This is a genomic window from Flavobacterium piscis (genome assembly GCF_031457575.1).
GTDB classification, from domain to species: domain Bacteria; phylum Bacteroidota; class Bacteroidia; order Flavobacteriales; family Flavobacteriaceae; genus Flavobacterium; species Flavobacterium piscis_A.
This window is the reverse complement of the sequence record NZ_JAVDWQ010000001.1, coordinates 578,748-602,717: the sequence shown is the minus strand read 5'-3', so window position 1 is coordinate 602,717 and position 23,970 is coordinate 578,748. Positions and strand designations below refer to the sequence as shown.

General features: G+C 34.1%; 30 protein-coding genes. All 30 read right to left on the bottom strand.

Features of this window, described 5'->3' with window-relative positions:
* Positions 1-36 precede the first annotated feature (36 nt).
* The 30 genes from J2W48_RS02620 to flxB all read right to left on the bottom strand — a co-directional run bounded on the left by J2W48_RS02620 (position 37) and on the right by flxB (position 23,969).
* Positions 37-1,215, bottom strand: a complete 1,179-nt coding sequence (locus J2W48_RS02620; protein WP_310277622.1) for a DUF2062 domain-containing protein — start codon at positions 1,213-1,215, stop codon at positions 37-39.
* Positions 1,216-1,233: 18 nt separating this feature from the next.
* A complete protein-coding gene (locus tag J2W48_RS02615) occupies positions 1,234-1,719 on the bottom strand; it encodes a hypothetical protein (RefSeq protein WP_310277619.1) in 486 nt (161 codons plus the stop codon).
* A gap of 3 nt (positions 1,720-1,722) precedes the next feature.
* Positions 1,723-2,094, bottom strand: a complete 372-nt coding sequence (locus J2W48_RS02610) for an ApeI family dehydratase (RefSeq protein ID WP_310277616.1) — start codon at positions 2,092-2,094, stop codon at positions 1,723-1,725.
* Positions 2,095-2,100: 6 nt separating this feature from the next.
* On the bottom strand, positions 2,101-2,706 hold the full coding sequence (locus J2W48_RS02605; protein WP_310277613.1) for an outer membrane beta-barrel protein: 606 nt from the start codon (positions 2,704-2,706) through the stop codon (positions 2,101-2,103).
* Positions 2,707-2,744: 38 nt separating this feature from the next.
* Positions 2,745-3,380: a flexirubin biosynthesis protein LolB2 gene (gene lolB2, locus J2W48_RS02600; RefSeq protein ID WP_475690757.1), complete on the bottom strand. Its 636-nt coding sequence runs from the start codon at positions 3,378-3,380 to the stop codon at positions 2,745-2,747.
* Positions 3,346-3,978: a flexirubin biosynthesis/transport protein LolA2 gene (gene lolA2, locus J2W48_RS02595; protein ID WP_310277606.1), complete on the bottom strand. Its 633-nt coding sequence runs from the start codon at positions 3,976-3,978 to the stop codon at positions 3,346-3,348. Before lolA2 ends, lolB2 begins: the two co-directional genes overlap by 35 nt.
* Positions 3,968-4,744, bottom strand: a complete 777-nt coding sequence (locus J2W48_RS02590; protein ID WP_310277603.1) for a polysaccharide deacetylase family protein — start codon at positions 4,742-4,744, stop codon at positions 3,968-3,970. The genes lolA2 and J2W48_RS02590 overlap by 11 nt, the downstream gene beginning before the upstream one ends.
* Entirely contained in the window at positions 4,741-5,799 is a 1,059-nt protein-coding gene (locus J2W48_RS02585; protein WP_310277599.1) for a beta-ketoacyl synthase N-terminal-like domain-containing protein, read from the bottom strand. The genes J2W48_RS02590 and J2W48_RS02585 overlap by 4 nt, the downstream gene beginning before the upstream one ends.
* Positions 5,796-6,998 carry a beta-ketoacyl-[acyl-carrier-protein] synthase family protein gene (locus J2W48_RS02580; RefSeq protein WP_310277596.1) on the bottom strand — a complete coding sequence of 401 codons (1,203 nt, stop codon included), beginning with the start codon at positions 6,996-6,998 and terminating at the stop codon, positions 5,796-5,798. The genes J2W48_RS02585 and J2W48_RS02580 overlap by 4 nt, the downstream gene beginning before the upstream one ends.
* Before the next feature lie 79 nt (positions 6,999-7,077).
* Positions 7,078-7,335 (bottom strand): phosphopantetheine-binding protein, encoded by a 258-nt coding sequence (locus tag J2W48_RS02575; protein WP_310277593.1) that lies wholly within the window; start codon positions 7,333-7,335, stop codon positions 7,078-7,080.
* Positions 7,336-7,337: 2 nt separating this feature from the next.
* On the bottom strand, positions 7,338-7,955 hold the full coding sequence (locus tag J2W48_RS02570) for a beta-ketoacyl-[acyl-carrier-protein] synthase family protein (protein ID WP_310277590.1): 618 nt from the start codon (positions 7,953-7,955) through the stop codon (positions 7,338-7,340).
* Positions 7,956-7,963: 8 nt separating this feature from the next.
* A complete protein-coding gene (locus J2W48_RS02565; RefSeq protein ID WP_310277587.1) occupies positions 7,964-8,506 on the bottom strand; it encodes a hypothetical protein in 543 nt (180 codons plus the stop codon).
* A gap of 82 nt (positions 8,507-8,588) precedes the next feature.
* Positions 8,589-9,080 (bottom strand): phosphoribosylaminoimidazolesuccinocarboxamide synthase, encoded by a 492-nt coding sequence (locus J2W48_RS02560; RefSeq protein ID WP_310277584.1) that lies wholly within the window; start codon positions 9,078-9,080, stop codon positions 8,589-8,591.
* Between the two features lie 52 nt (positions 9,081-9,132).
* A complete protein-coding gene (locus J2W48_RS02555) occupies positions 9,133-10,275 on the bottom strand; it encodes a beta-ketoacyl synthase N-terminal-like domain-containing protein (RefSeq protein ID WP_310277581.1) in 1,143 nt (380 codons plus the stop codon).
* Positions 10,272-10,988 (bottom strand): hypothetical protein, encoded by a 717-nt coding sequence (locus J2W48_RS02550; protein ID WP_310277577.1) that lies wholly within the window; start codon positions 10,986-10,988, stop codon positions 10,272-10,274. The genes J2W48_RS02555 and J2W48_RS02550 overlap by 4 nt, the downstream gene beginning before the upstream one ends.
* Positions 10,989-11,011: 23 nt before the next feature.
* Complete coding sequence (locus J2W48_RS02545; RefSeq protein WP_310277574.1) at positions 11,012-11,461, bottom strand: acyl-CoA thioesterase; 450 nt, start codon at positions 11,459-11,461, stop codon at positions 11,012-11,014.
* Positions 11,436-12,722 (bottom strand): ABC transporter permease, encoded by a 1,287-nt coding sequence (locus tag J2W48_RS02540; RefSeq protein ID WP_310277572.1) that lies wholly within the window; start codon positions 12,720-12,722, stop codon positions 11,436-11,438. The genes J2W48_RS02545 and J2W48_RS02540 overlap by 26 nt, the downstream gene beginning before the upstream one ends.
* Positions 12,712-13,410 carry an ABC transporter ATP-binding protein gene (locus J2W48_RS02535; protein ID WP_310277569.1) on the bottom strand — a complete coding sequence of 233 codons (699 nt, stop codon included), beginning with the start codon at positions 13,408-13,410 and terminating at the stop codon, positions 12,712-12,714. The genes J2W48_RS02540 and J2W48_RS02535 overlap by 11 nt, the downstream gene beginning before the upstream one ends.
* A gap of 60 nt (positions 13,411-13,470) precedes the next feature.
* On the bottom strand, positions 13,471-14,469 hold the full coding sequence (gene darH / locus J2W48_RS02530; RefSeq protein WP_310277567.1) for a BtrH-related acyltransferase DarH: 999 nt from the start codon (positions 14,467-14,469) through the stop codon (positions 13,471-13,473).
* A complete protein-coding gene (gene DarG / locus J2W48_RS02525) occupies positions 14,469-14,873 on the bottom strand; it encodes a flexirubin biosynthesis protein DarG (RefSeq protein ID WP_310277564.1) in 405 nt (134 codons plus the stop codon). The genes darH and DarG overlap by 1 nt, the downstream gene beginning before the upstream one ends.
* 6 nt (positions 14,874-14,879) lie before the next feature.
* Positions 14,880-15,773, bottom strand: coding sequence for a hypothetical protein (locus J2W48_RS02520; protein ID WP_310277561.1), 894 nt, complete (start codon positions 15,771-15,773; stop codon positions 14,880-14,882).
* A 15-nt stretch (positions 15,774-15,788) separates the two neighbouring features.
* Positions 15,789-16,253, bottom strand: coding sequence for a hotdog family protein (locus tag J2W48_RS02515; RefSeq protein WP_310277558.1), 465 nt, complete (start codon positions 16,251-16,253; stop codon positions 15,789-15,791).
* Positions 16,254-16,261: 8 nt separating this feature from the next.
* The gene (locus tag J2W48_RS02510; RefSeq protein WP_310277555.1) at positions 16,262-16,693 is read right to left on the bottom strand and encodes a hotdog family protein; all 432 of its coding nucleotides are present in this window, start codon (positions 16,691-16,693) and stop codon (positions 16,262-16,264) included.
* A complete protein-coding gene (darB, locus tag J2W48_RS02505; protein ID WP_310277552.1) occupies positions 16,693-17,826 on the bottom strand; it encodes a dialkylresorcinol biosynthesis protein DarB in 1,134 nt (377 codons plus the stop codon). The genes J2W48_RS02510 and darB overlap by 1 nt, the downstream gene beginning before the upstream one ends.
* A gap of 10 nt (positions 17,827-17,836) precedes the next feature.
* Complete coding sequence (locus tag J2W48_RS02500) at positions 17,837-18,739, bottom strand: dialkylrecorsinol condensing enzyme DarA (protein ID WP_310277549.1); 903 nt, start codon at positions 18,737-18,739, stop codon at positions 17,837-17,839.
* A 43-nt stretch (positions 18,740-18,782) separates the two neighbouring features.
* Positions 18,783-20,423 (bottom strand): phytoene desaturase family protein, encoded by a 1,641-nt coding sequence (locus J2W48_RS02495; protein WP_310277546.1) that lies wholly within the window; start codon positions 20,421-20,423, stop codon positions 18,783-18,785.
* A gap of 249 nt (positions 20,424-20,672) precedes the next feature.
* A complete protein-coding gene (locus J2W48_RS02490) occupies positions 20,673-21,548 on the bottom strand; it encodes an LpxL/LpxP family acyltransferase (protein ID WP_310277543.1) in 876 nt (291 codons plus the stop codon).
* Positions 21,548-21,802, bottom strand: a complete 255-nt coding sequence (locus J2W48_RS02485; protein ID WP_310277540.1) for an acyl carrier protein — start codon at positions 21,800-21,802, stop codon at positions 21,548-21,550. Before J2W48_RS02485 ends, J2W48_RS02490 begins: the two co-directional genes overlap by 1 nt.
* Entirely contained in the window at positions 21,795-23,030 is a 1,236-nt protein-coding gene (locus J2W48_RS02480) for a beta-ketoacyl-[acyl-carrier-protein] synthase family protein (RefSeq protein WP_310277537.1), read from the bottom strand. The genes J2W48_RS02485 and J2W48_RS02480 overlap by 8 nt, the downstream gene beginning before the upstream one ends.
* A gap of 207 nt (positions 23,031-23,237) precedes the next feature.
* Positions 23,238-23,969, bottom strand: coding sequence for a flexirubin biosynthesis SDR family reductase FlxB (gene flxB, locus J2W48_RS02475; protein WP_310277534.1), 732 nt, complete (start codon positions 23,967-23,969; stop codon positions 23,238-23,240).
* Position 23,970 lies beyond the last annotated feature (1 nt).

Here is a 23,970-nt window from a genome sequence, read left to right as displayed (position 1 = left end):
AATTTTAGATTTTCCTGATATGAATTTTCGCCAAAGTTATTCCATATTTTTTTTACTGAAAACAGTTAAAAGCAAATAACTGATAACTCCAAAAAACAGCGCTGAAACGGATGCTAAAGTAAGACTTCCGACGATATATTGTGTTGCATTTTTTTGAATATCATCAATTGTAATGGAGCTGTCTAAAATTAAGGGTATATCAGTAGGTACAAAATAGCTTCCCATTTTTAATGAGCCATAAATAACAAACGGGATAAAAGGAGGAAAACTTATATTCGAAGCCATGTAGGCTATGACTTTATTAAGCCTGAATAAAGCTGCGAAAGTAAAAAGCAAGACGGTTTGAAAACCCCAAAAAGGAGAAATTCCGATAAAAACTCCTAAAGCAATAGCTGCAGATTTTTTGAAATTAGAATCTCCGCTCTCTAAAATATCTTCAAGGAAGAATTTTTTAAGGCCTTTTTTTTTTGCTCTTCGAAAAAAGTCCCGGGGTTTTATATACAGTAATGCATTGATAACCAGAACGGTATTTAAAATACTGATTCGTGTAAAATCCTTGAAAGGACGAAAGTGCGAAACGCGCTCTGCAGGATCATATAAAATCCTGATCGGAATGTTTTTTACAACAATTCCTTTCCAGGCTGAACGCACAATGACTTCAATTTCAAACTCAAATTTATTGGTATAAAATTGTTTCGGAATTAATCGTAAAGGATACAATCTGAAACCGGATTGGGTATCTTCGAGTTTGATTCCGGTTTCAAACCAAAACCAAAAATTAGAAAATTTATTTCCAAAACTGCTTTTCTTTGGCACGTTTTCCTGTGTCATATTTCGGCTTCCAATCAATAAAGAATTGGGTTCTTTTTGAATTGCCTCAATAAAACCTGGAATATCAGAAGCAAAATGCTGACCGTCAGAATCGATCGTAATCGCATATTCGAAATTCATTTCTATTGCTTTTCGAAATCCGTTTCTCAGCGCTCTTCCTTTTCCTATATTTTTAGGATGATGAATTTGGGTAAGCTGCGAATATTGTTTTAAAATCCCAAAGGTTTCATCAGTCGACCCGTCATTGACGATGATGATATTTGTAGTGAAATCTAAAATAGAATCCAGCATTCTTTTTAATGTTTTGTGATTGTTGTATGTGGGAACAATGACACAAAAATGTGTTGCATTTACTTGTTTTTGCTGTGATAAAGTAGAATTCATTTGGAGTTTTGCTTTAGCTTACTTCACGAATTGTTTTTCTTTATCAGAGAAACTATCAGATTGTAAAATAAAGTCTTTTAAGTATTCTTTTAAAGTGGCATTTTGCTCACTATAATGTGCGGTAATAAATTTTTTGTCTTCTTTAATATTCTTTTTATATCCTGTAATTCCAGGAACATTTTCCTGAATGCTCAAACGGATCATTCTGATTTCTATGTTATTTGGGTCATTTTTTATGGTCGATTCCAATAGTTTTGCCCCCTCTTTAAATCGTTCCATTTTATCTTTCAGTTTCTTCTCAAACTTAGATTCCAATAAAATGGAAGCTGCTTTATAAGCTACCAGAATTTTATCATCATCATTTGAAATAGTCGCTAACTTAGCCGTAAACTCTTTGGCATTGTTTTCAGATTTTGTAACTGTTGGGTACATTTTACGAATAGAAGCCAAATCGGGATTTCCAATAAAAGCAATCCATAAAAAGATTGAAAAAAGAAGTTTCATATTTTATATTTTTTTGTACACATTGCTCAGTTTTAAAGCAACAGTATCGTTAAAATAAGTGGTGTTTTTTACTTTTACCAAATTTTCATCTGTGGTTGTAATGTCAAGCTCCAAACGTAATTCCTGATTAACTTCGGGATTGATCAGTGCCATGAATTTTACATTAGTCAGTGTTTGTATCATTAGTGAACTTTTCGTTATAGATTCTGTAAGTTCTTTGATAATCTGAATCATGCAGACTCCCGGCATAATTGGGTTTCCCGGAAAATGACCTTTAAAAACCTCATGATCGGCATTAACTAATATACGAAAATTATATTTAGCATCTCCTGTTTTCTCTTCTGAAAGAACTTTGTAAAAATCTTTTAAAACCATATTTTTTTATTTACCAAAAGGAAAAGAAATACCCAACTGAAAACTGATATTTGTATTATAATCACCAAACCAATAATCTCTATTATCACTCTTGCTTCCGTAAAAATCACTGTTTAAAACATCTATCAGCCCTTTTTTGAAACGAGCCTCAAAAGTTAATCCCGAAGGCAGTCTATAACCAATACCGGTAATAAAAGCCAAATCAATATCAGATTTTTCATAGATTAAATTATCTCGTAATCTAAAGTCTAAAGTTGGACCCACCTGAACCTGAAAACCACCATTAAAAGTAAATTTATTAATCATGGCAATCGAAAGGTAGTCAATTTCCAAATCCCTGGATTCAACAACATCCTGACCGCTATTGTAACTAACAAAGGTTTTAACATTATCTGACCCTTGCTGGCTATAAGTAATTTCAGGCTGCAGAGTGTAAATTTTAGTTAATTTGATTTCACCGAAACCACCAATATAAAAATCAGTTTTATAATCTGAACGTGTATTTGAAAATGTAGAAAAAGTGGCACCGGCTCTTAAACCAGGTTTAAATGTTACTTGCGCATTCATGATGCTTACAAATAAAACAAAAGCAATTACAGATAATTTTCTCATTTTTTAGAAAGATTTAATTTTACGATTAGGTTAAAATTCTATTCTGATTTAAAATAATTCAGCTCGATTTTCAGTTTAATATTTTGATGAATAATCTCCACTTTCTCCGCAAAAATATTGTTTTCTGAAGTAAAAGTAAGAGTTATTTTTTCTTTTATTTTTGATGAATGAACGACTTTTTCTAATTTTTTATCTTTTTTGGATAAAAACAAGTAGTTGTCACGCTTTCCATCTTTTGATTTGTAGATGTCAGAAGCGTCATTTTCAAATTGTTGCTCAATCAGGTATTCTTTTTTAAGCAGTAACCTAAAATCTTCTTTTAGCGTATTAATCAGTATTTTTCGGTCTAATTCAGAAACAATCGAATTGATTTTAAAAGCAGTTTCAGAAATTTCAAAATCCAGTAATTTGTTTCCAAACTCAGTTGTAAAAACAATTCGGTGTGTGGTATCGTTTATTTTTTTGGCAATAAAAATCCCGGATAATTCATGGCCGTAAACCATAATATTGGCTTTATAAACATAATCGGTTTTTGAATTGGAGAAATACGGAACTTCATAAGACGTTTTGTCTAATTTTTTTGGCATATAATTTTTTGTGACCAAGCCGCAAGAAATTAGAAAAACTGCTAAAAAGCAATTAATTAGTAAAAACTGAATCGTCGATTTTTGCATTGATTATTTTATTTTTAAGAACAATTCGCGTATAATCGTCAGATGATTCCAAAAGTTTTACTTGTATAACAGTGGCTTCTTCCTGGTCAAAAGTCAGTTCAATTTGTTTGATGTATTTTTTTAGTGTCGCATCTTTCGGAATGAACTTCGCCAAATTTTGCCCTTTTAATTTAAAATACGAAATCGTAAATTCTTTGTCATCAAACATATTACCGCTCACGCTTCCCACAATTAATTTATTGATTCGTCCAAAAATTTTGCTGTTACCAATATCTACGGCACTTTTCTTTCCTTCGTCATTAATCAGGATTTTCCCGTTTTTAAAAACTATAGTATAATTGTATGGTTTTTTATATTGCCATTGTAAAAGACCCGGTTCCTTGAAAATCATCTTTCCGGAAGTTTCAATATCTTTTGATAAAAAATCCAAATGTTTGTACTGCACAAAATCGGTACTTAGTGTTTTTATTTTTTTTGCCACAACATTTACATCTTGTTTGAATGTGGCGATTTCTGCTGCAGTCATTTTTTGTTCCTGAGCAAATGAATTACCGAAAACGATTACTAGTAAAAGGAATAAATATATTTTAGTCTTCATAAGCTTTAAGGTTCAAAAGTTCCTCTACAGAAACCACTTTATAATTGTTTTGCTGCAGAAATTGCAAAAACTGTTCCAATACCAAAACAGAGTGTGATGCCGTGTCGTGCAAAAGTACGATTCCGCCTGGAGAAACCCGTTTTATAATTCGACTGAAAATTAAATTTTGATTTTTAGTACCGCCGTCAAAGGACCGGATATTCCAGCCAATAACCTTGTGACCGGTTAGTTGCAAAGCCCTGCGAATTGAAGGTGTCGTCACTCCATAGGGTGGACGGAAAAAGTTTATTTTTTTTGAAGTGAATTTTTCAAGAAGGGCATCCGTTTTTTCAATTTCTTCTCTGATTCTTTTGGCATTGTAAAAATCAAAAAAAGGAGAATGATGATAAGAATGATTGCCAACTAAATGACCCTTGGCAATAATTTGTTTTACAATTTCCGGATGTTGTTCAACGTTTTTCCCGATACAGAAAAAAGTCGCTTTTGCATTGTATTTTTTCAGAAGCTCTAAAACTTCCAATGTAAAAAAACCCGGACCATCATCAAAAGTAATGGCAATTTTTTTTGCTGTTTCAGATGGATTATTGCAGAAAGTTTTTACATGATAATTAGAAGAAATTCGGGCAGAACCAAAAGCATTGATCCCAAGCCAGATTAAAATCAGACCAGGAAACCATAACCAGTTAATTGCTGTATAAAGATTCAGAAGAACCAATAAAAGCAGGAGAAAAATAAAAAATAACGAAATGTTTTTATGCGTTATCATTTTGAAAGTAACGTAAAGCTATGATTCTTTCCGTTTAACTGATTGTATAATAAAATGGTTTTGTAAGCCGGTTTTTCAATTGAATTTACTTTTACAATTTCCGGAATTTCCTGTGTTTTTAAAATTTTCGCTGTCATCCATAAGCCAAAAGCCGAAGCCGTATCATACTCGCCGCTTAAATGTTTGTAATACAAGACAGGAATTTCTTCAAAAGCATTTTTAGCAAGATTTTTATAATAATTTTCAAAATCTGCATTTCCGTCAAAACCTAAAACCAAAGCATCAATATCTTCAATATCTAAATTATTTGATTTCAGAAAAGATTTAATTTCATCTTCAATTTCGCTTTCTTCAAGAGTATTGATAATAGCGATATCTAGAATTTCAGCATACGTATTATCATTTCTTTCATTTTCCAAAACAAAAAAACTGGCACCTTCGCCATAAACGGCACCGCCTGAAGTTGAGGTTAAAACATCATAAGGTGCTGTATTATCTGCTTTGATACGACCATTTAATTTGAAAAGAGCAGTTGTGTATTCACCGTTTTCATCAACGCCGCCTACTAAAACTGACTTAACGTCTTCTTCTTCAATTTGCATTTTAGCATCCAAAAGTGCCGATTCAAAAGAAACAGCTCCATTAACATATGTGAAATTATAGCCTTTGCATTGTAATGTTAAAGCAATTTGAGCACCAACAGTATTATGAGTTGACTGAATAAAAGAAGTTGGAGTTAGAAATTCTTCGTTATTGTCCAGAATATTTTTCAGAAATTTTTCAGAATCTTCAATACATCCCAAACCTGTTCCGGTAATAATGGCGTCAACATTTTCGACATTGGCATCTTTCATGGCCAAAGCAGAAGCTACTATTCCGTTTTTAACACCTTTCGCCATTCGTCTCGCAGCAACAGGAGAAATGAAATCTTTATAAACCGGAGCAACCACGGCCAATACATTTTCAGTAGTATTTACAACGACCTCCTCTAAAAAAACAGTATCAAATGTTTTTTGAGCAGATATACAACCTATTCCATTTATATATGTTTTCATTCGCTTTTTGAAAATATGAGAGTAGAACAATTTCCTCCAAATCCAAAAGAGTTGGACAAAACGTGTTCAATATTTTTATTTTTTAAGGAAGTCTGCGGTTTCAAATCAAATTCTTCCATTTGAGTTTCGAAATTCAGATTCGGATAAACAACATTATTCTGAATCGCCAAAATACTGTAAACTGCTTCGATAGCCGCCGCTGCCGCCAAAGTATGCCCGGTAAAAGGTTTGGTGGAACTGAAATCCGGCACTTCTTCGTCACCATAAATCCGGTTTATAGCTCTTCCTTCAGATAAATCATTGTTAGGTGTTGCCGTTCCGTGTACGTTGATGTAGTCAATTTGAGAAGGTTTTAAACCCGAAACTTTAAAGGCTTTTTTCATCGCCAAATAAGCGCCATCGCCATTTTCTGAAGAGGCAGTTTGATGAAAAGCATCGTTTGCATTTCCGTAACCGGAAACTCTGGCCAAAACTTTTTTGTTTTGTTTCTGAACCATTTCTTCTGATTCTAAAACTAAATAAGCTGCTGCTTCACCCAAGTTCAAACCTTTTCGATTATTGTCAAAAGGTTTGTTGTAATCGTCAGATAAAATCATCAAAGTTTTGAATCCGTTGATGGTGAATTTTGCCAAAGCATCTGTTCCGCCAACAATAACGCGGTCCAGTTTTCCGGATCTGATCAATCGTGCACCCAGCATAATTGAGTTTGCTGCCGATGAGCAGGCTGTACTAATTGTTGTAACCAGTCCTTTTAAACCTAATTCCTCGGCAATTTTTTCAGCTACATCACCGCCATCATGACAGCTAATGTATTTAACCAATTCAGGATGTTTGAAATAATCGTAATAATATTTTTCAGTAATGTCCATCCCGCCAACGCTTGTGGCAGAAATAAGTCCGGTCCTGAATTCGTTGATTGATGTAATCCCGGCATTTTCAACAGCTTGTTTAGCTGCTAAAGTTCCAATCATAGCCGTTCTCGAAAAATTATTATTTTCAGAAAGCTGCAATTCGTTTACCAATTCTTTATTGGTTTTTTTGATCTCGCCAACTTTGATAATATCAGCATGAACAGTCGGAATATTTTGAATTTGGGAGATGCCTGTTTTATTTTCGATTAACGAAATATAATTCTCCTCGACTGAATTTCCAATCGAAGAGATAATTCCCATTCCTGTTATTGCAACACCTTTTTTCATTTCGATTATTAGGTTTTTAGATCTTTGGATTGTTATACTTTTAAATTACATAAATAAGAATATCCAATAATCTAAAAATTTATTTTGTTCTGTTCGCACTAATATAGCCCGCCATGGTTTCGATGGATTGGAAAATGGTTTTCCCCTCTTTTGGGTCAACCAATTTAATTCCGTAATCTTTATCTAAAATCACGATTAGTTCCAGTGCATCAATCGAGTCCAAACCTAAACCGTCTCCAAACAAAGGATCGTTATCAGCAATGTCTTCGATTGCGATATCTTCTAAGTTTAAAGTCGTGATGATTTTATTTTTTAATTCTTCTTTTAATGCTTCCATGATTATTTATTGTATAATGTATTGATATTTTCGTTTGTATATTTTGTATTTTCTTCTTTGCCGATTGTGCACAGGAAAGCGTTGTAATTATCATTAAAAAACTCTACCCATCCGCACAAAACCATATCCGCCTTATTGGTATTCAGAAGAATATTGGAATAATTCGACATAAAATCCGTGTTGAAGGCATCAAATATAAAGAAAGAATTTTCACTTTTCAGCTGATGGCGAATACTTATTTCGCCCAGGCAAATATTGGGCAGCGTATAAACAAAAACCGCCGGACTCGGATAATAGTTTTCTTTGTCCGAAATTGATTCCTGATATTTTACATCAGTGTCTAAACTGGAGGATTTATTAGCCAAAACCAAAGCGATATTATTTTCTTTATCCGATGAAGTTATCGGAGCCAAAAGTAATTCAGATCCTAAAAAAGCCAGTTTGCTCAAAGCATCCATTTTGAAAAACTTCGGATATTGAATATCAAAATTGCGATACGCTTGTTTTGCGAAATCACCAAAATCAGTTGGTTCAGTTTTGAATACAGAAGTTCCGTTTAAAACAATTTCATTGTTTTGGATGGTGAGGCAGGATTGTATGTAGGTTTTATTTTGAGTCATTGATTTATTTAAGATAACCAAGTATTTTCAATTTTTGAAATATGCCATTGCCCAGATTTATTTTCAATTGTAATTTCAAATCCTTGTCCACATTTCCCTCCTCCACAAGATGCACTCGCAGATAAAGTTCCTAATGTTTTAGTTTTATTGAAATGAATTTTATGAATCTTAATAGTGCCAACAGGCATTTTGCTTTTTTTGTCGTTTATGTCCCAATATATTTGATCAGGAAATTTTGATGCATATTGAAAATCAAATTTTTTGTTGTTTTTAAAAAGAGTCAAATTAAATTTACTATCGTTAATTCCGTTGCTTACTATAAAATCATGAACGCCAATTAGAATTCTGTGTTTATCATTTTTAATACTGTCTTGTGCAATTTGATATCTTTTTAATTTATCATGATATCCAATTGTGTCTTCTTTATTGGTTTTAAAATCGATCCTCGGCATAGGAGGAGGATACATAGTTCTTCTATCCATATAAATAGAATCTACAATTTCGAGAAAAACGCTATTTAAAACATCTTTTCCAAAATCAGATTCGGACATTTCTCTCTTTTTGCATCCGAATGATGAAAGAAGGATTAGAGTTATAAATATGAATTTCGATAGTTTCATCTAATTTAGTTACTTAAGATTTAAGGATTCTTTCGCTTCTCATTATTTCTACTGCTTTTTCAGTTTCATTTTGTCCATCATTTAAAGACCCAGGAAGCATAATTAAACGTTTCTTTAATTTTCCATTTTCATCTTCAAACATAATTTCAAATCTTGTGTGTGTCAAACCACTTTTGCCATTAATAAATTGAGCGTCTTTAATTTTATTTCTTTCAATTATTGGAGTGGCCGAATTGTTAAGACTTTTTATAATTCCATAGATCAAGAAAACACCTAAGAAACTAAATAGTACTGCTGAACCATTTTGGTTATTTTGAAAATATGTAAAAGCATTATAAAACATGAAAAGTGCAACTGCGGAATAAATAATTAAGATTTTTGACATTCCATTTCCAACAATTGTTTTTGAAATATTTCCAATTATTCCATCTCGAGTTAAAACTATTTTCTCTGGAAGGATGTGGCAAAATCCAGTTTTTGTCTTGAATGTTTTGTCGTTTTCCATTTATTTAATTAAGCACTAAATTCAAGAAATTAATCCGTGAAAATTAGTGCAATTAGTGTTTCACTTTCTCAAAAACAACCGCCGTATTACAACCTCCAAATCCGGAAGCCGTTTTCAAAAAATATTCAATGTTCTTTTCTTTATTTTTCTCAATAACATTTATAGCTTCACTAACCCCAATTTCATCAAAACCTTTCGATTCAAAAAGCATATTTAGATTAGCTGATTCTATCGCGATTACTGTTTCCAATAATCCTGAAGCGCCCAGAGTATGACCATAAAAACCTTTTAAACTATTTACAGGAACATTTTGCAAACCTAAACGATTCAGGGCAATTGCTTCCATTTCATCGTTGAACGGAGTTGCCGTTCCGTGTGCTGAAATATAACCGATTTGATTAGAATTGATTTCCGCTTCTTTCATCGCATTGTGAATACTTCGGAACAAACCTTCGCCTGTTCTTGAAGGTCCGGAAATATGATTCGCATCGTTAATTGAACTGTCTCCAATCACTTTTATTTTAGCATTTTTCGCTTCCGCCGAAATTAAAATCGCTGCGGCTGCTTCGCCCAAACTTACACCGGTTCTGTTTTTAGAATAGGGTTTACAAGGCAAATCGCTCATTGCCTGAAAAGCATTAAAACCGGACAAAACAAATTCGGATACTTCATCGCCCGCAACAACAAAAACTTGATCATAAAGCTCAGACTGAATCATTCTTTTCGCAACCGAAACGGCTAAAATTCCGGAAACACATGCATTTGAAACGACAATTGGCTGTGTTTTAAATCCGAAGAAATCGGCAATATTTTTTGCTAGAACATCCAAATGGGCGTTTTGAAAACTCTTTTCAGAATCATCTTTTAAAGCCGTAACATTTCCTTTTGTTGTCGAAAGGATAAAAGCTGTTTTCGAATTCAATTCGACTCCTGAACTTTTAATAATCGGCTCTAAAGCCAAAATCATCATTTTTTCTAAGCGGGTATATTTTGTTTCAGTGCTGATTTTTTCAAAAGTGCTGTTTATTTTTTCATTACTTATAACCGAACCATAAAATGGAATTGGCATCAAAGAAATATCATTATGAAGCTGAATGCCGGAATCACCGCGAAGAATCGCTTCGATGTTGGAGTCAACATCAAATCCTAAAGGCGTGATGCAATTGGTTTCATTTATAAATACTTCTCTTGTCATTTATCAAGTTTAAAATAATAATGAACATATTTTTCTTCATTTTCACTCACATAGTCAAGGTCTTTAACAATGATGTCTTTATCTTTCGTTTCGTATAAAATTTGTTTAGATTTTGTTTGCGGTTCGTTGATTCCGTGCCAAACTAAATAGTTTTTCTCAAAATTATTTTCTTTTTTTAAAAGAGTATCAGTTCTTGAAACTTGGTTTTTATATAAAGAAGTTAAAAAATAAGTACCTTTTTTATCTTTTGAAATAAGACTTAACTCATCCATATAGGAAATATGAGCACAGCTTCCAAGATTAAAATAATATCCATAAATAGTTTGATCCTTTAAAGATGTTGTATTCTGTATAGATTTAAATGCTGTGATTTTTTGATGAAACTCTTTTCTGATTTTATCGAAATTTAAAATATTGATATCAATATTTCCAGTTAGTTGTTCTCTCTCCGAATAAACGATCTTATAAGGTTTATGGTTGTAATTTAATATGGTTTTAATTTTTCCTTCTATCTTTTTATCATCTGAATAATATCCTTTTATTAGTTTTTCTATTTCTGGATTATTTAAAACTTTGTCAGTATCTATTATTAAAGCAGGAATATAATAATTATTGTTACCGTAATATAGGTTTGAATCTTCAACTCCATTTTTGTTACAACTAAGTAAACATAGAAATAAGATTAAAAAAATAAATTTGCTGGTTAGCTTCATGTTGTTTTATGGTTAAAATGTTTTTACTTTAATAATCCCACTTTACGTTTCCATTCCTCATAAAAAGGAGGATTCGTCAGCATCAAATTGCCTTCTTTATCTAAAAATACCTGAACGGTTTCTCCGGTGCAGGCCACTTCACCTTTTGCATCAATAATTTTAAAACGGTAAATTATCTTCGCTGCGGGTGTTTCGGCAACAGTTGTTTCAATTGTCACTACATCGCCGTAACGTAATGATAATTTATGTTCGCATTTTGATTTTACAATTGGAGTTGTATAACCTGTTGCAGCAATATCTAAATAGGTAAGTCCGTGTTGGCGTCCAAAAGCTTCTCTTCCGTCTTCAAAATAGGTAATATAATGGCCGTGCCAAACGATTCCCAGCGGATCAGTTTCGTTAAAACGAATTCGGATTTCATGCGAAACAGTCAGGTTTGTGGCTTCGTTATACTGTTCTTTTCTTTTTGTCATAAAATAAGGCAATGGAAGTTGTGATTATAAAGAACAAAAATAGCAAACTTATTTTTGGAATGATTTCAAGGAAAGAAACGTTGCGCAATAAAACATCGTAAAAAGCTTCCAGTCCCCAATTCATAGGCGATGATTTGGCAATAAGCTGCATAATTTTCGGCATGGCGAAAACCGGAACCCAAACGCCTCCAATAGCAGCTAAAATGATCACACTTGTCGCGCCAAATGGAGCTGATTGTTCCTGTGTACTCGCAATTGTTCCTAATAAAATTCCGAAACCAATGGCGGCAAAACCTGAAAATAAAGCGACCACACTCATTAAAAATAAATGCCCTTCAATATTTAACGCAGGAAGACCAATGTGTGGAAACAAGAAAATTGCGACAGCTACCATCATATAAAACTGAATCATACAGATAACAGAATACGTAATGGTTTTCCCAATGATGACAATTAAGTTGGAGACAGGATTGGTCAATAACCTAACAAATGTGCCCTGCGATTTTTCTTTTACAATATTGATGGACAACGGAATCACAATAAAAAATATGGCAAAAAGTGTCCAGGCCGGTACGTTGTGCTGTACCGAATTTGGCAACACTTCTTTATTATTGATTTTTGGAATTATTTCTTTGAAAGTGATAAAACTTTTTTGCTCGAATTGGGTATTTTCTTCGCCAAGCTGATTTTGAAAAGTAGTATAAATTGATTTGGTTTCGATTTGGGAAATCATTTTATCGATTGAGCTCATCACCGCATTTTTGAAACTCATCTGTACAGCCGGATCAAAATACAATTTCACTTCTTTTTCTTTAATTACTGCCTTTTCGGTTTGTGCAGTACTATCCGTTTCTGTTAAACCTATTTTACTCACAATGTTTTCTACATTCTGATCGACTTTGGTTTGTAAATCAATGCTCAGGTTTTTTGGAATTATAATCGCCAGTTGAAACTTTCCTTTGTAGACATTTTCTCTGGCAATTTCTTCCGTAATGGGTTTGTTGTCGATTTGAGTAACAACGCTGAACAATTGACTTTTTTCAAGATTTTCAAAAACCGTTTTCGAAACGGAACCCTGGTCGTTATCAACCAATAAAATCGGAATTTTAGAATCGCTTACGGTTTTAAAAGTACTGTCCTGAATTAAAGTTACCGTGATGACAAGAACTAATGGCATAATAAACAGAATAATTAATCCGCCCAGATCACGTTTAAGCAGCAAAAATTCTTTTACTATTGACATCCAAATTTTATATATCATCTCGCAAGTCTTTACCGGTTAATGAAATAAAAACATCTTCGAGATTTCTGGCATTTTCAGTAGTCTCAATTAAGGTTGATGGTGTTCCTTTTGCATAAATTTTGCCACGGTCTAAAATGGCAATATTGGTGCAGAAATCTTCGGCTTCAGCCAAATGGTGCGATGTATAAATAATTGTAGTTCCGTTTTGATTTAAAACTTTCAGATAATCTAAAATGGCATTTTTAGACTGAACATCAACACCAACAGTAGGTTCATCCAAAAATAAAACTTTCGGGTTGTGCAGGATTCCGGCGATCAAATTGACACGTCGTTTCATTCCGCCTGAAAAAGTTTCAATGCGTTTGTCAGCAAATTTTAATAATCCCAAAAGGTCTAAAGTTTCAATTACCTTATCTTTCAGGTCTGAACCTTTTAAACCGTACATACTTCCAAAATAATGCAGATTTTCGCGGGCTGTCAGCGTTGGATACAAAGCATATTCCTGAGGGACAACGCCAATTATTTTTTTGATTTTGGATGCATGATGTGTGTAATTTAAATCATCGATTGTAAAATGTCCTGAAGTTGGTTTGATCAAACCGCAGAGCATTGAAATTAAAGTAGTTTTTCCGGCGCCATTCGGACCTAATAATCCAAAAATCTGGCCTTCATTTATTTCCAGCGAAACATCGTTCAAAGAATACATTTCTGCATCTTTGTACTTTTTCGAAAGGGATTCTATTTTTATAATGGGTTGCAAAATATCTTAACTGATTGCTTTTTTCAATTTTTTAAAAAAGATTTCTTCTCTGTTGGCGATGTCCAAAAGATCATCAGCAATGGCATTGTAAGCATCTTCTTTGGCGCTTCTGTTTTTATAAATTCGGGAGGCTTCAACAGCAAAATCGCGCCATGAATCTCCAATTTCTGTCATTTCTTTTGATAGTACCTTCAATTCTTCATTATTCAAAATAACCGAAGCTTCCTGCAAAAAGGCGGCATAAATAAAACGAAAACCACCGCCTCCGGTACCAATTTCTTCCTGCATGCGCACCATTTGTGCCAGGTAATGATTGGCTTTTCGGACACCGTGTTTTACAGGCCATTTTCTAATTCGGCGGGATACTAATTTAATTCCACGTACCCCAACAATTGGTACTGGTGCCAGCATATCTCGACAGGTACTTTTGATTCCTTTTATGATGGCGCTTTTTAAATTGACTTCTGCAGGAATATGAATTGGATAATACATTTGGCCTCTTGGGGCAAAAGCGCCTTTTGCAAAACGCACTTTATCCAGTTCCGTATGAGTTAAAGTCGTAACGGTTTCCATTACGGGATCGCTGATTAAATAATCAGTTTCGGTTTTTCCGTAAACTACTAAATTGTGTGCGTTGAAATGAAAGCGGTATTCATCCGGAAAATAACTCAGGTTGTAAACTCCGACTTGTAACCCGGTTGGAATATTATTTTTCAAATTTTCTTCTAAAGCTTTGTTGGCATCGCTTACAGAAGAGAATTTTTGCCTTTTGATTTTTAAATGTAAACGGCTTGCAACCTTATTAAAAATTTGTCCGGGCAATGTTCTGTAACTGATAGCCGGTGCGTGATTCACTTTTATAAAAGGCAAATACACAAATAAAAGCCCCGAACCAATTCCAAAAATCATCGGTTCGCTGATGTTCAGTCCGCTGTTTTTTAATAGGTTGGATGCCACTCCATTTTCGCAATGAGCAGATTGATGATGGGTGAATTTCGTTTTCATTAATCCGTTTTGATATTTTTTAATTCGGCTATTGAAATTTCAAAAGCATCGGCATATTTTTGTAAAATGGTATCGCTTAATCTGGCGAAAACCGCTGGTTTAAAATGTCTTTTTACCCGCCATTTCCATAGGCCAACATAGCTTGCCAAAATAGGAAGATCCATTTTATTAAGTTCCATATAATAACAAATCGGACTTACTTCGCCATTTTGGACTTGTTGTTTTGCTTCGGCAATTCGTTCGTTTATTTCATCTATAGAATTGGAAAGTGCAATGGTTTTCGGTTCCCATCCCGTACTTAAAGTTGTGGTATACTCACCATTTTCATCGGTAGCATATAACAATTCTTTCAGATTATTTTTGGTTAGATTACCCTTGTCTTGTGGTACTTTTTCTTTTTCCATGAGAGTTTATTTTTTAAGGTGCATTACTTTTTCTAATAATGGTGCTAAGCCGTTTTTGGACAAATTATCGTTGTTCCAAAAACTCATAACACAACTTACAAAATTATCTCTTACCTTTTCTGCAACATAAAAAACAGTCAAAGTTTTTCCGCCAGACATTCCTGCCAATAATGATTTCATCCCTGAAAAATCAAAAACAACTTTTTTTGCAGTAGTTTCGGTTCCTTCAAATATGACAGCAGTTTGTTCTTCTGAAATAATTTTTATCCCATTCTTGCTTTTTGTAACAGTGAATTGGTTTTCAACCGAAGTTTTGGCACTTTCAATATTTTTATGAATAGACCAATTCATTTCTCCGTTATAAGGGCATTGAACGGTATTAACATTTGTCCAGGAACAATTATTTCCGAGCTTGATCTTTCTTCCTGCAAAACCGATGGAGTCAATATTCATTGATTCAAAAACATCTTTTGGTATTTCATTCTTTAAAATCCGGTTTATATATTGTTTTTCAAAATCCTCATCTGGTTTATTGTAGTAACCAAACCAAACAATGGTAATGGTTTTACTATTATCTTCTACAAAATAATAGGAATTTGTCTGAACTAAATTTTCTGTAATATTTTTTGTTTTAACAATATGTAAGTTATTGTTTGAAAGAAATTTCTCTTTATTTTTTAAATCGCTGTCTTTTATATTGAATTTTTTATAAATCTTTTTTAATGACTTTTCAGAAAAATCATAATTATAGGTTTGACTTGAAAAATCAACTCCTTCGACATTATAATAAACAACATTGGAAGTATTTATTGCTTTTAAACGTTGTGTGAAATCATCATTTTCTTGAGAGTACACAAGGGCTGATAGAAAAAGCAGCAATAAAGAAATTGTTTTTTTCATTTTTTACTGAATTAATTATGAAACAGTCGAAATTGTTTTTTGAATGAACAAATTAATTTCGCATTCTAAAAGTATTTTGTCTTTTAATAAGCTTTGGCAGCTCATGGTACACAACGTATAATTGTCGCCTGCAAATTTTGAAACCAAAGTTGCCTTGGTGATAATTGAATCTCCAACTTTTGGCAACATATATATTTTCAGGTTTTTTAAAGCACTGATAAAACCAATAACGTTTACATTTTCATTTTCTGTTCCGTCATCCTCAAAAAAATACTTTTTTCCAACGATGGAGGAACAGGTTTGAGCTGTATTTTCGATTAAGCCAGCTTCAATAAAAATGTTATTATCAACAAAAATATTATCTTCTTTTATTAAAAATATTGTTTCTACGAAGTCGGATTCTATCTCCAAAATTAAATCGACCATCAGCATTGGTGAACGGTGCGGTAAATAATTTTGTATGTCGACTGCAGGATTCATACTTTGCATTATTGGGCTAAAACGGTTTTCATTTGCCCGCTGGCAATTTCTTCGTTATTTAGGGAAGTCACAATATTGACCAGAGTAATTCCGGCAAATTCCTGTAAAATGGTCACCGTTGACTGAATCGTATCGTTGATTTTAGGCAGTTTTTTAATTTCAATATCCTTAATTGAGCCAATGTAACCTGTTGGTGCAATTTCATTTCTTAAAAAAAAATCATAACCGGTATGTAAGGCTACCGATTGCGCCATATGTTCAATTAAACCTGCTTCCAGAAAAGTGCCATTGTCAATAAAAATAGTATCATTTTGAATTTTTAATCCGGAGACCAATGACGATTTGGTAAACGAATACATTGTATCAACCATTACAAAAGGAAACTTTTGTGGCAATAAATTTTCGACAGCTTCTTTTTCTAAAAGTAAAATTGTTTTCATTAGCAAACAGTTAAATACGCATACGCAAAAGAAAATCTTCCGCTTTCAGGAACTGATAAAAGAATACGGTTGCCTTTTTTGAGATTTCCTGAATTCATTAATTCTTCTAAAGCTAAATAAATAGAGGCAGAGCCTACATTTCCAACTTTTGAAAGATTCATAAACCATTTTTCATCAGCCATCCCAATTCCTTTTTCAGTCAGACCTTTTTTTAATCCTTCCACAAAAAAGTTAGAAGAGACGTGAGGAATAAAATAATCAATATGGTCTGGTGTGATATTATTTTTAGACATGGCATCCTTCATACTTTCTGCTCCTTTGACAAGTATAAATTCATCCAGCAATTTGACATCTTGTTTAATAGCAAAAACGGATTCGTTCAACCAGTGTTCCGGGGCATAATCGCTCCAGGATTTAATTTCTCCGTTTTCTAATTTATCACCTCCGGCGTACATGCAGGTTTCTAATTCGAAAGCATACGAAAATGCTTCCATCCATTCGATTTTTAAAGAAACAGCACCTCTCGGTTTATTTTCTAATAAAAAAGCTCCCGCACCGTCAGATAACATCCAGCGTAAAAAATCTTTTTTGAAAGCGATGATTGGCTGTTCTTCGAGGTTTTTTAAATTAGTAATCTCGTGATTGTATTTTTGAGCGGCCAGCCAGGTCGACACTTTTTCAGATCCTGTGCAGATTGCATTATTTGAGTTTCCTGATTTTATCGACAGAAAACCATATTTTAATGAATTCATTCCGGCACAACAAACACCGGTTGAAGAGTTTAATTCTACCGATTTATTTTTTAGTAAACCGTGAACCATTGCGGCATGTGATGGCAAAAAAATATCAGGCGTTGAGGTTCCGCATGAAAGTACCTCCAAATCCTGCGGCGTAAAGTTTTCATCAAATAACTGTACAATTGCATTATGGGTTAATTCAGCATTTGTATGTGTACTTTTGCCTGTTTTGTCAACAGCATAGTAACGGCTTGTAATTTTATTGTTGCGCAAAATAATACGTCTTGCTTTTGAAGCGGTATCATTAATAAGTCCCAGATAATCTTCCATTTCATCATTTGAAACAGCTTCATTAGGCAAATATTTTGCGGCTTTGGTAATATATACTTCAAACATAATCTAATTTCTAAACTCCCTGATAATACAGAGTTTGTTTTTTTATGGATTTTAATTTAAATGGGTAGGTAATCAGGTGCAATATATACACTATTGGCGAGATTAACCATATTGCCAGGAATAAATAAACGTAAAATACTTTAAGCAGTTGTTTTCTTTTTTTATGGTTTTTATAAATCAAAGTAGACCATTTATTGAAAATTTTATTTGCCGTTTTGTCAACCGTAACTAAATATGGGCTAATTTTTATGGCTCCAATTCCAACTAACTTAGGCTGTAATTGCGTAAAATTATTTTGATTGAATTCAGAAAGCATCACTTCTCCGAATTTATCAGATTCCTGAATGTCTTTTTCTGAAACACCGGGTAACGGAAAAATCCCCAGATATTTTTTTTTCACTCCGGAAAACATCCATTCAACAATGGTAATGACACTGATTAAATTTCCAACCCTGTCAACTAATGCCACATTTCCTACCAGTTGTGCATTGGCTTCTTTTAGTAAAACCTTAATTTTTTCCTGTGCCATTATCCACATATTACGCGAACCGCTTATGGTAATAACAGGAGTGTTGTTCATTATTTTTTTCCCTTCTTCACTTTTCAAAAAAGAGTTAACAGGAATGGAAGGTGATAAATACCAAACCTGATAATGAAATAATATCAAATCATATTTTGTATCTAAAATCTCTTGCGGTACCGGTTTTAATCCGGTCGGAATTTGAAGAAAGGATTCCGGAAAAGCGTCAAAAAAAGCCTCTTTATTCCAGGGAAAAGGGAATGGTTTCTCCAGTTGAATTTCGTAAAAAGTTACTTTTATGTCCTCAGAATTCAGAAACGGTTTTGCAATATTCTGCGCAATCGATCCGAGCTGCCCGGATTGTGTATAATAAATGACAAGAACATTTTTCATTTAGGTTTTTGGCTTTGGTAGGCAACAAAAATAAGTATTTTTTTTAAACGAATTTACGGATTTTGTCAGTTCGTTTGGTGTGTACCCAGTCTGGCCAGGTGGATGAATCTTCGGCATCGTAAATCCGTATTTTTTGCCCGGAATCTTCTATCAATAAATCATCTGAACTACAATTTAAAATAGAAGCCGCCGCTGCAACGCCGGAATATGTCGCTCCGGTTACACCATGGGATAAAGTGCAGGCTCCGCAGAGATGCAGGTTTTCAATTTCAGATTTGTTCTTAAACGAAAAGGGGCCAACCTGATTCAGGGTTTTCTCCGTTCCGTACACATTTCCGTTAGTCGAATTAATATAAAACTGATTGGTTTTCGGTGTTCCTAATTCGGCTTGAACGATATGGTTTTTGGCATTCGGAATAACTTTCTCCACGTTATTCAGTAATTTGTTGATGATCTTTTCTTTGAAAGTAAGATATTCTTCAGAATGGTAATCGTTGTTATCAGAAAAATCAGGAATATGTTGGTAATTAACATACGTTACAATTTCAAAATTATGATAACGTCCGTTAAAACCTGGAGGGTCTTTGAGCGTTGTGCAACTCATAAACACGGTCGGAAATAAATCCCCTGAAGTTATAGTGTCGCCCATTAAATCTTCAAAATTGGCGTCATCATTTTCGTCTTTCATCAGCCAGAAATTTCCGGAATCAATTCCGTAAAGGGTAACATCAATATCTAATGTCAGGAATAAAATGAGCGATGTAACAGAATATTTGGTCTTTTGGAGTTTTTTAAGAAGTGAATTGCTGAGATGTTCTTTCCCAATTAATTGAAGATAAGTAGTAGAAGGATCAGCATTTGAAATAATGTTTTTAGCAAAAATCTGGTGACCGTTTTCTAATTGAACGCCTATTGCCTTTTTATTTTTGATGATGATTTTTTGCACATTTTGCTGTACACGAACTTCTCCGCCATGTTTCTTTATTCCGTTTGTCATGGCTTTTACGATTCCGCCACCGCCGCCCATCGGATAATAGCCGCCATTAAAATAATGCCCCATGACCGAACAATGTACAGGAAAACAGGCGCGGTTTGGCGAAAGACCATGATCGCCGCACTGAATATTCAGAACGGCTTTCAGCATCGGATTTTTAATATGCCAGCCAATAACTTTTTTTAACGAAAATAAAGCAAATTTGCCAAAATGTTTAGTTCTGAACGGCACGGTTATTTTTTGCCAAAATCCTTTCAGTTTTGGAATGAGCTGTAATTCCTCATTTACTTTTTGAACTAAAGAAAGATACTCATGAATGTTTTTTCCTTCTTCAGGAAAATAACTGGAAAGTGTGTTTTTTAAGTTTTCAATTCCGGCAGGTAAATCAAAAGTTTCGTTGCCAATACAACAATGTTCGTAAGCGTTTTTATTCATTCTGAAAAAAACCAGATCATTGGCAATTCCGAGGCCGCAATACAATTCGTTCGTAGGCTCACCTTCGCCTAAAAGCCCGACATAATGTACGCCAGGGCTAAAACGTTGTCCGTTTAAGGTAAAACTGTGACTCCAGCCACCGGGAACATAATGCTGTTCCAGAACCAAAACTTTTTGCCCCGCTCTTGCCAGACAAATTGCAGTTGCTAAACCCCCAACACCGGAACCTATGATAACCGAATCAAATTCTTCCATATTTTTATTGGTCTCAGATATAGTTTACAACTATGTGCTTTAGTGCATTTAGCTTCTAAAAAATATTAGCGACAAATTACACAAATTTTCATAAATAAATTAGTGTAATTTGTGGTTAAATAATGTTACAACCTTGCGGATTTTCAGTCAGCCAACTAAATCTATGGATTTCCAGTTCATAGCGGGTTTAGTTTGTGTTTACTAAAGTATGAAATGAGTGGCTGTTTAATTTTAATTAAGGATTATACTTTAGTTATTATTCCAGAAATCGAAATAATTAAACCATTGCAAGGGATATTTTTGCAGAATAGTTTCAACACTTTTTATATATTCCTTAAGTAGCGCTTTTTCATCACGATGTTTTACAGTGGCTTCTCTGGCGTATAAGTGATAATGTAAATCCGGTTCTTTCATTACATAAACAAAAACAACGGGAACTTTTAATCGGGAAGCAATTAAAAACGGACCTGCAGGAAAATTAGCTTCTTTGCCCATAATTTTTTCAGAAAGCGATTTTGTGCCTTCAAAATAGCGGTCTCCGGTAAAGCAAACCAATTCGTTATTTGCTAAAGCGGCATTGATTTCAAAAATATGGGAAAGATCATCTTTTATGATGATGAATTTAACGCTGGGTTTGTGAGCCAGGCTTTCAAGGTAATTTTTAATGGCAGAATGCTCCAGATCTGTAGTGATCAGATTGATGCTGAAATCAATATTAATGTCGCCTAAAAAGTGTTCGGCGATTTCAAAATTACCTACGTGAGCACTAATTAAGACGCCTCCTTTTTTTTCTGCCAAAAGAGTTTTCAGCACTTCGATTCCGTCAAATTCATAAGTGAATTTATCTCGCATTCCGGCAGAAATCGAGATTTTATCAATAATGGTCTGCCCAAAAGTATAGTAACTTTTGAATACCATTTTTTTTGATTTGAAATAAGAATAGTTTAGCCTTTCTTTAAAATAATAAAAAATGGCTTTATTACTTTTTTTCAGGAACAGGAAATAATAGGAGGCTACAAAATAAAGTAAAACATAAGCTGCTTTTATACCTGCTTTTTGTATTAAAAAGACAAATATTCTATAGCCTAAAACTGTCCCTTTTGATTTCCCGTCCCATTGACTCATTAAGCAGTTTTGGCTTTTATTTTGGTTTCAATAAGGTCATAGAAATTTTGGAAAGTAGCAATTCCGACAAAATCAACTTCAACTAGTTTTACGCCAAAATTAGCTTCGATAGAAACGACAAGGTCAACATAATCAAGGCTGTCCAGTCCAAGTGTATCTTTTAAATTAGCATCTGGTTCAATCTCATCATTGTCAACTTCAAACTCATCAACCAAAAAACCATTAATTCTTGTTATAATCTCTTCTTTATTCATCGTCTAATTTAAACTTTTTTACTACCAATGCAGAATTGGTTCCTCCGAACCCAAAGGAATTGGACAAAAATATATCAAATTTTTTGTTTAAAGTAGTTTTGACCAAATTTAATTTAGCAGCGTCTTCATCCGGGTTTTCCAAATTGATGTTTGGGGCTATAAAATCATTTTGCATCATGATAATAGAATAGATCACTTCGCTGGCTCCGGCCATCCAGCATTCATGGCCTGTCATTGATTTTGTAGAGCTTACGTGCGGGTTTTTTTCTCCAAAAACTTCAAAAATGGCTTTGGCTTCGTTTCCGTCTCCAACCGGAGTTGATGTGGCATGAGCATTGATATATTCGATGTCTGTAGCTTTTAACCGGGCATCATCAAGTGCTCTCTGCATGGCAATTGAAGGGCCATCAACATTTGGGGTCGAAATATGCCCTCCGTTTGATGAAAATCCGTAACCTGAAACTTCAGCAATAATGGTTGCACCACGGGCTATTGCAGATTCGTAGCTTTCCAGGATTAAAGTTGCCCCACCACCACTCGGAATTAATCCGTCTCGGTCAGCATCAAAAGGTCTGGAAGCTTTTTCAGGTTCATTTTCCCTATTAGAAAAAACACCTAAACCATCAAAACTGCTCATGGCGAATTTGTTGATTTCCTGTGCGCCTCCGGTAATAATAATATCCTGAAAACCGCTTTTTATTAAAAAATATGCCAGTCCTATAGAATGTGAACCACTTGCACAGGCAGCACTTATGGTAAGGTTGATTCCGCGGAGTTTAAAAATGGTAGACAAATTCATCGTAACCGTAGAATTCATCGATTTAAAAATAGCTCCTGAACCTATCAAAGCAGTGTCTTTTTTCTCACGAACAATATCGGTAGCATCAATAATAGCTTTAGAAACACTATCATTTCCGTACATGATCCCAACCTCGCGATTGTCAAAAAAGGCGTCATCTATATTCGCATTTTTCAACGCTTCAATAGTAGCCATATAAGCATATTCGGTTTCTTCACCTATACTCATGCGTTGTCTGCGTGTCAGTAAATTTTTTAAATCAGGTTTTGGAACCATTCCGGTCAAAGCAGACTGAAAACCAAATTCTTTTCTTTCAGTATCAAACTGAATACCGGATTTTCCATTGTACAATGAATCCTTAACTTCATCCAGCGAAGTTCCGATGCAGGAATAAATTCCCATTCCAGTAATTACAACTCTCCTGTTCATCTTCTTTTAAAGTAATTTTTTCCGTTACGTGTAATTTTTTTTAACACTTCGACTACGCTCAGTGCAGGCTAAAATCATAGTTTTTGCAAATTCAAAAAAAAGGCGTTTTACTTATTTGCAAAAAATATAGTATTCTATAATAAAGAAATCTATTCCTTTTTTTGTACACTTTTGCATCTAAAACCTATGTTTCTATGTGTTAGAATTTTAAGAATATATTCCTCCGTTTATGTTGATAATTTCGCCGGTAATATAACTCGATTTTTTTGAAATCAAAAAGCTTACCAAATCTGCAACCTCTTCAGCTTCGCCAAAACGATTTACCGGAATTAGCTTTAATAATTCTTTTTCATCTAACTGACTCGTCATATCCGTTCTGATAAAACCCGGTGCTACAGCATTAACCGTAATATTTCTTTTGGCTACTTCCTGGGCCAGTGCTTTTGTAGCGGCAACAATTGCGCCTTTTGCAGCGGAATAATTCGTTTGTCCTGCTGTTCCTTTTACGCCCGAAACGGAAACCATATTTACGATTCGGCCATATTTATTGCGTAACATTTTCTGAATGAAGAATTGCGTCACATTAAAAAATCCGTTCAGGCTTGTATTGACAACGCCGTTCCAGTCTTCGGGAGTCATCCACATAAAAAGACCGTCTTTTGTAATTCCTGCATTGTTTACAATTGCCTCTACAATCGCTTCCGGATTAGCTTCCTGCCATTCTGTTAACGTTTTTTGCACTTCCTCAAAATTCGAAACATCAAAACCCAAAATCTCTCCGGTTGCTCCTAATCTTTGTACTTCCTGAAGTGTTTCCCCGGCAGCAGTTTTGTTTGAATGATAGTTGATCAGAATATGATAATCAGATTCAACGGCTAATTTTTTACAAATAGCACTTCCAATACCCCTTGAACCGCCTGTTACTAATACACATTTCATA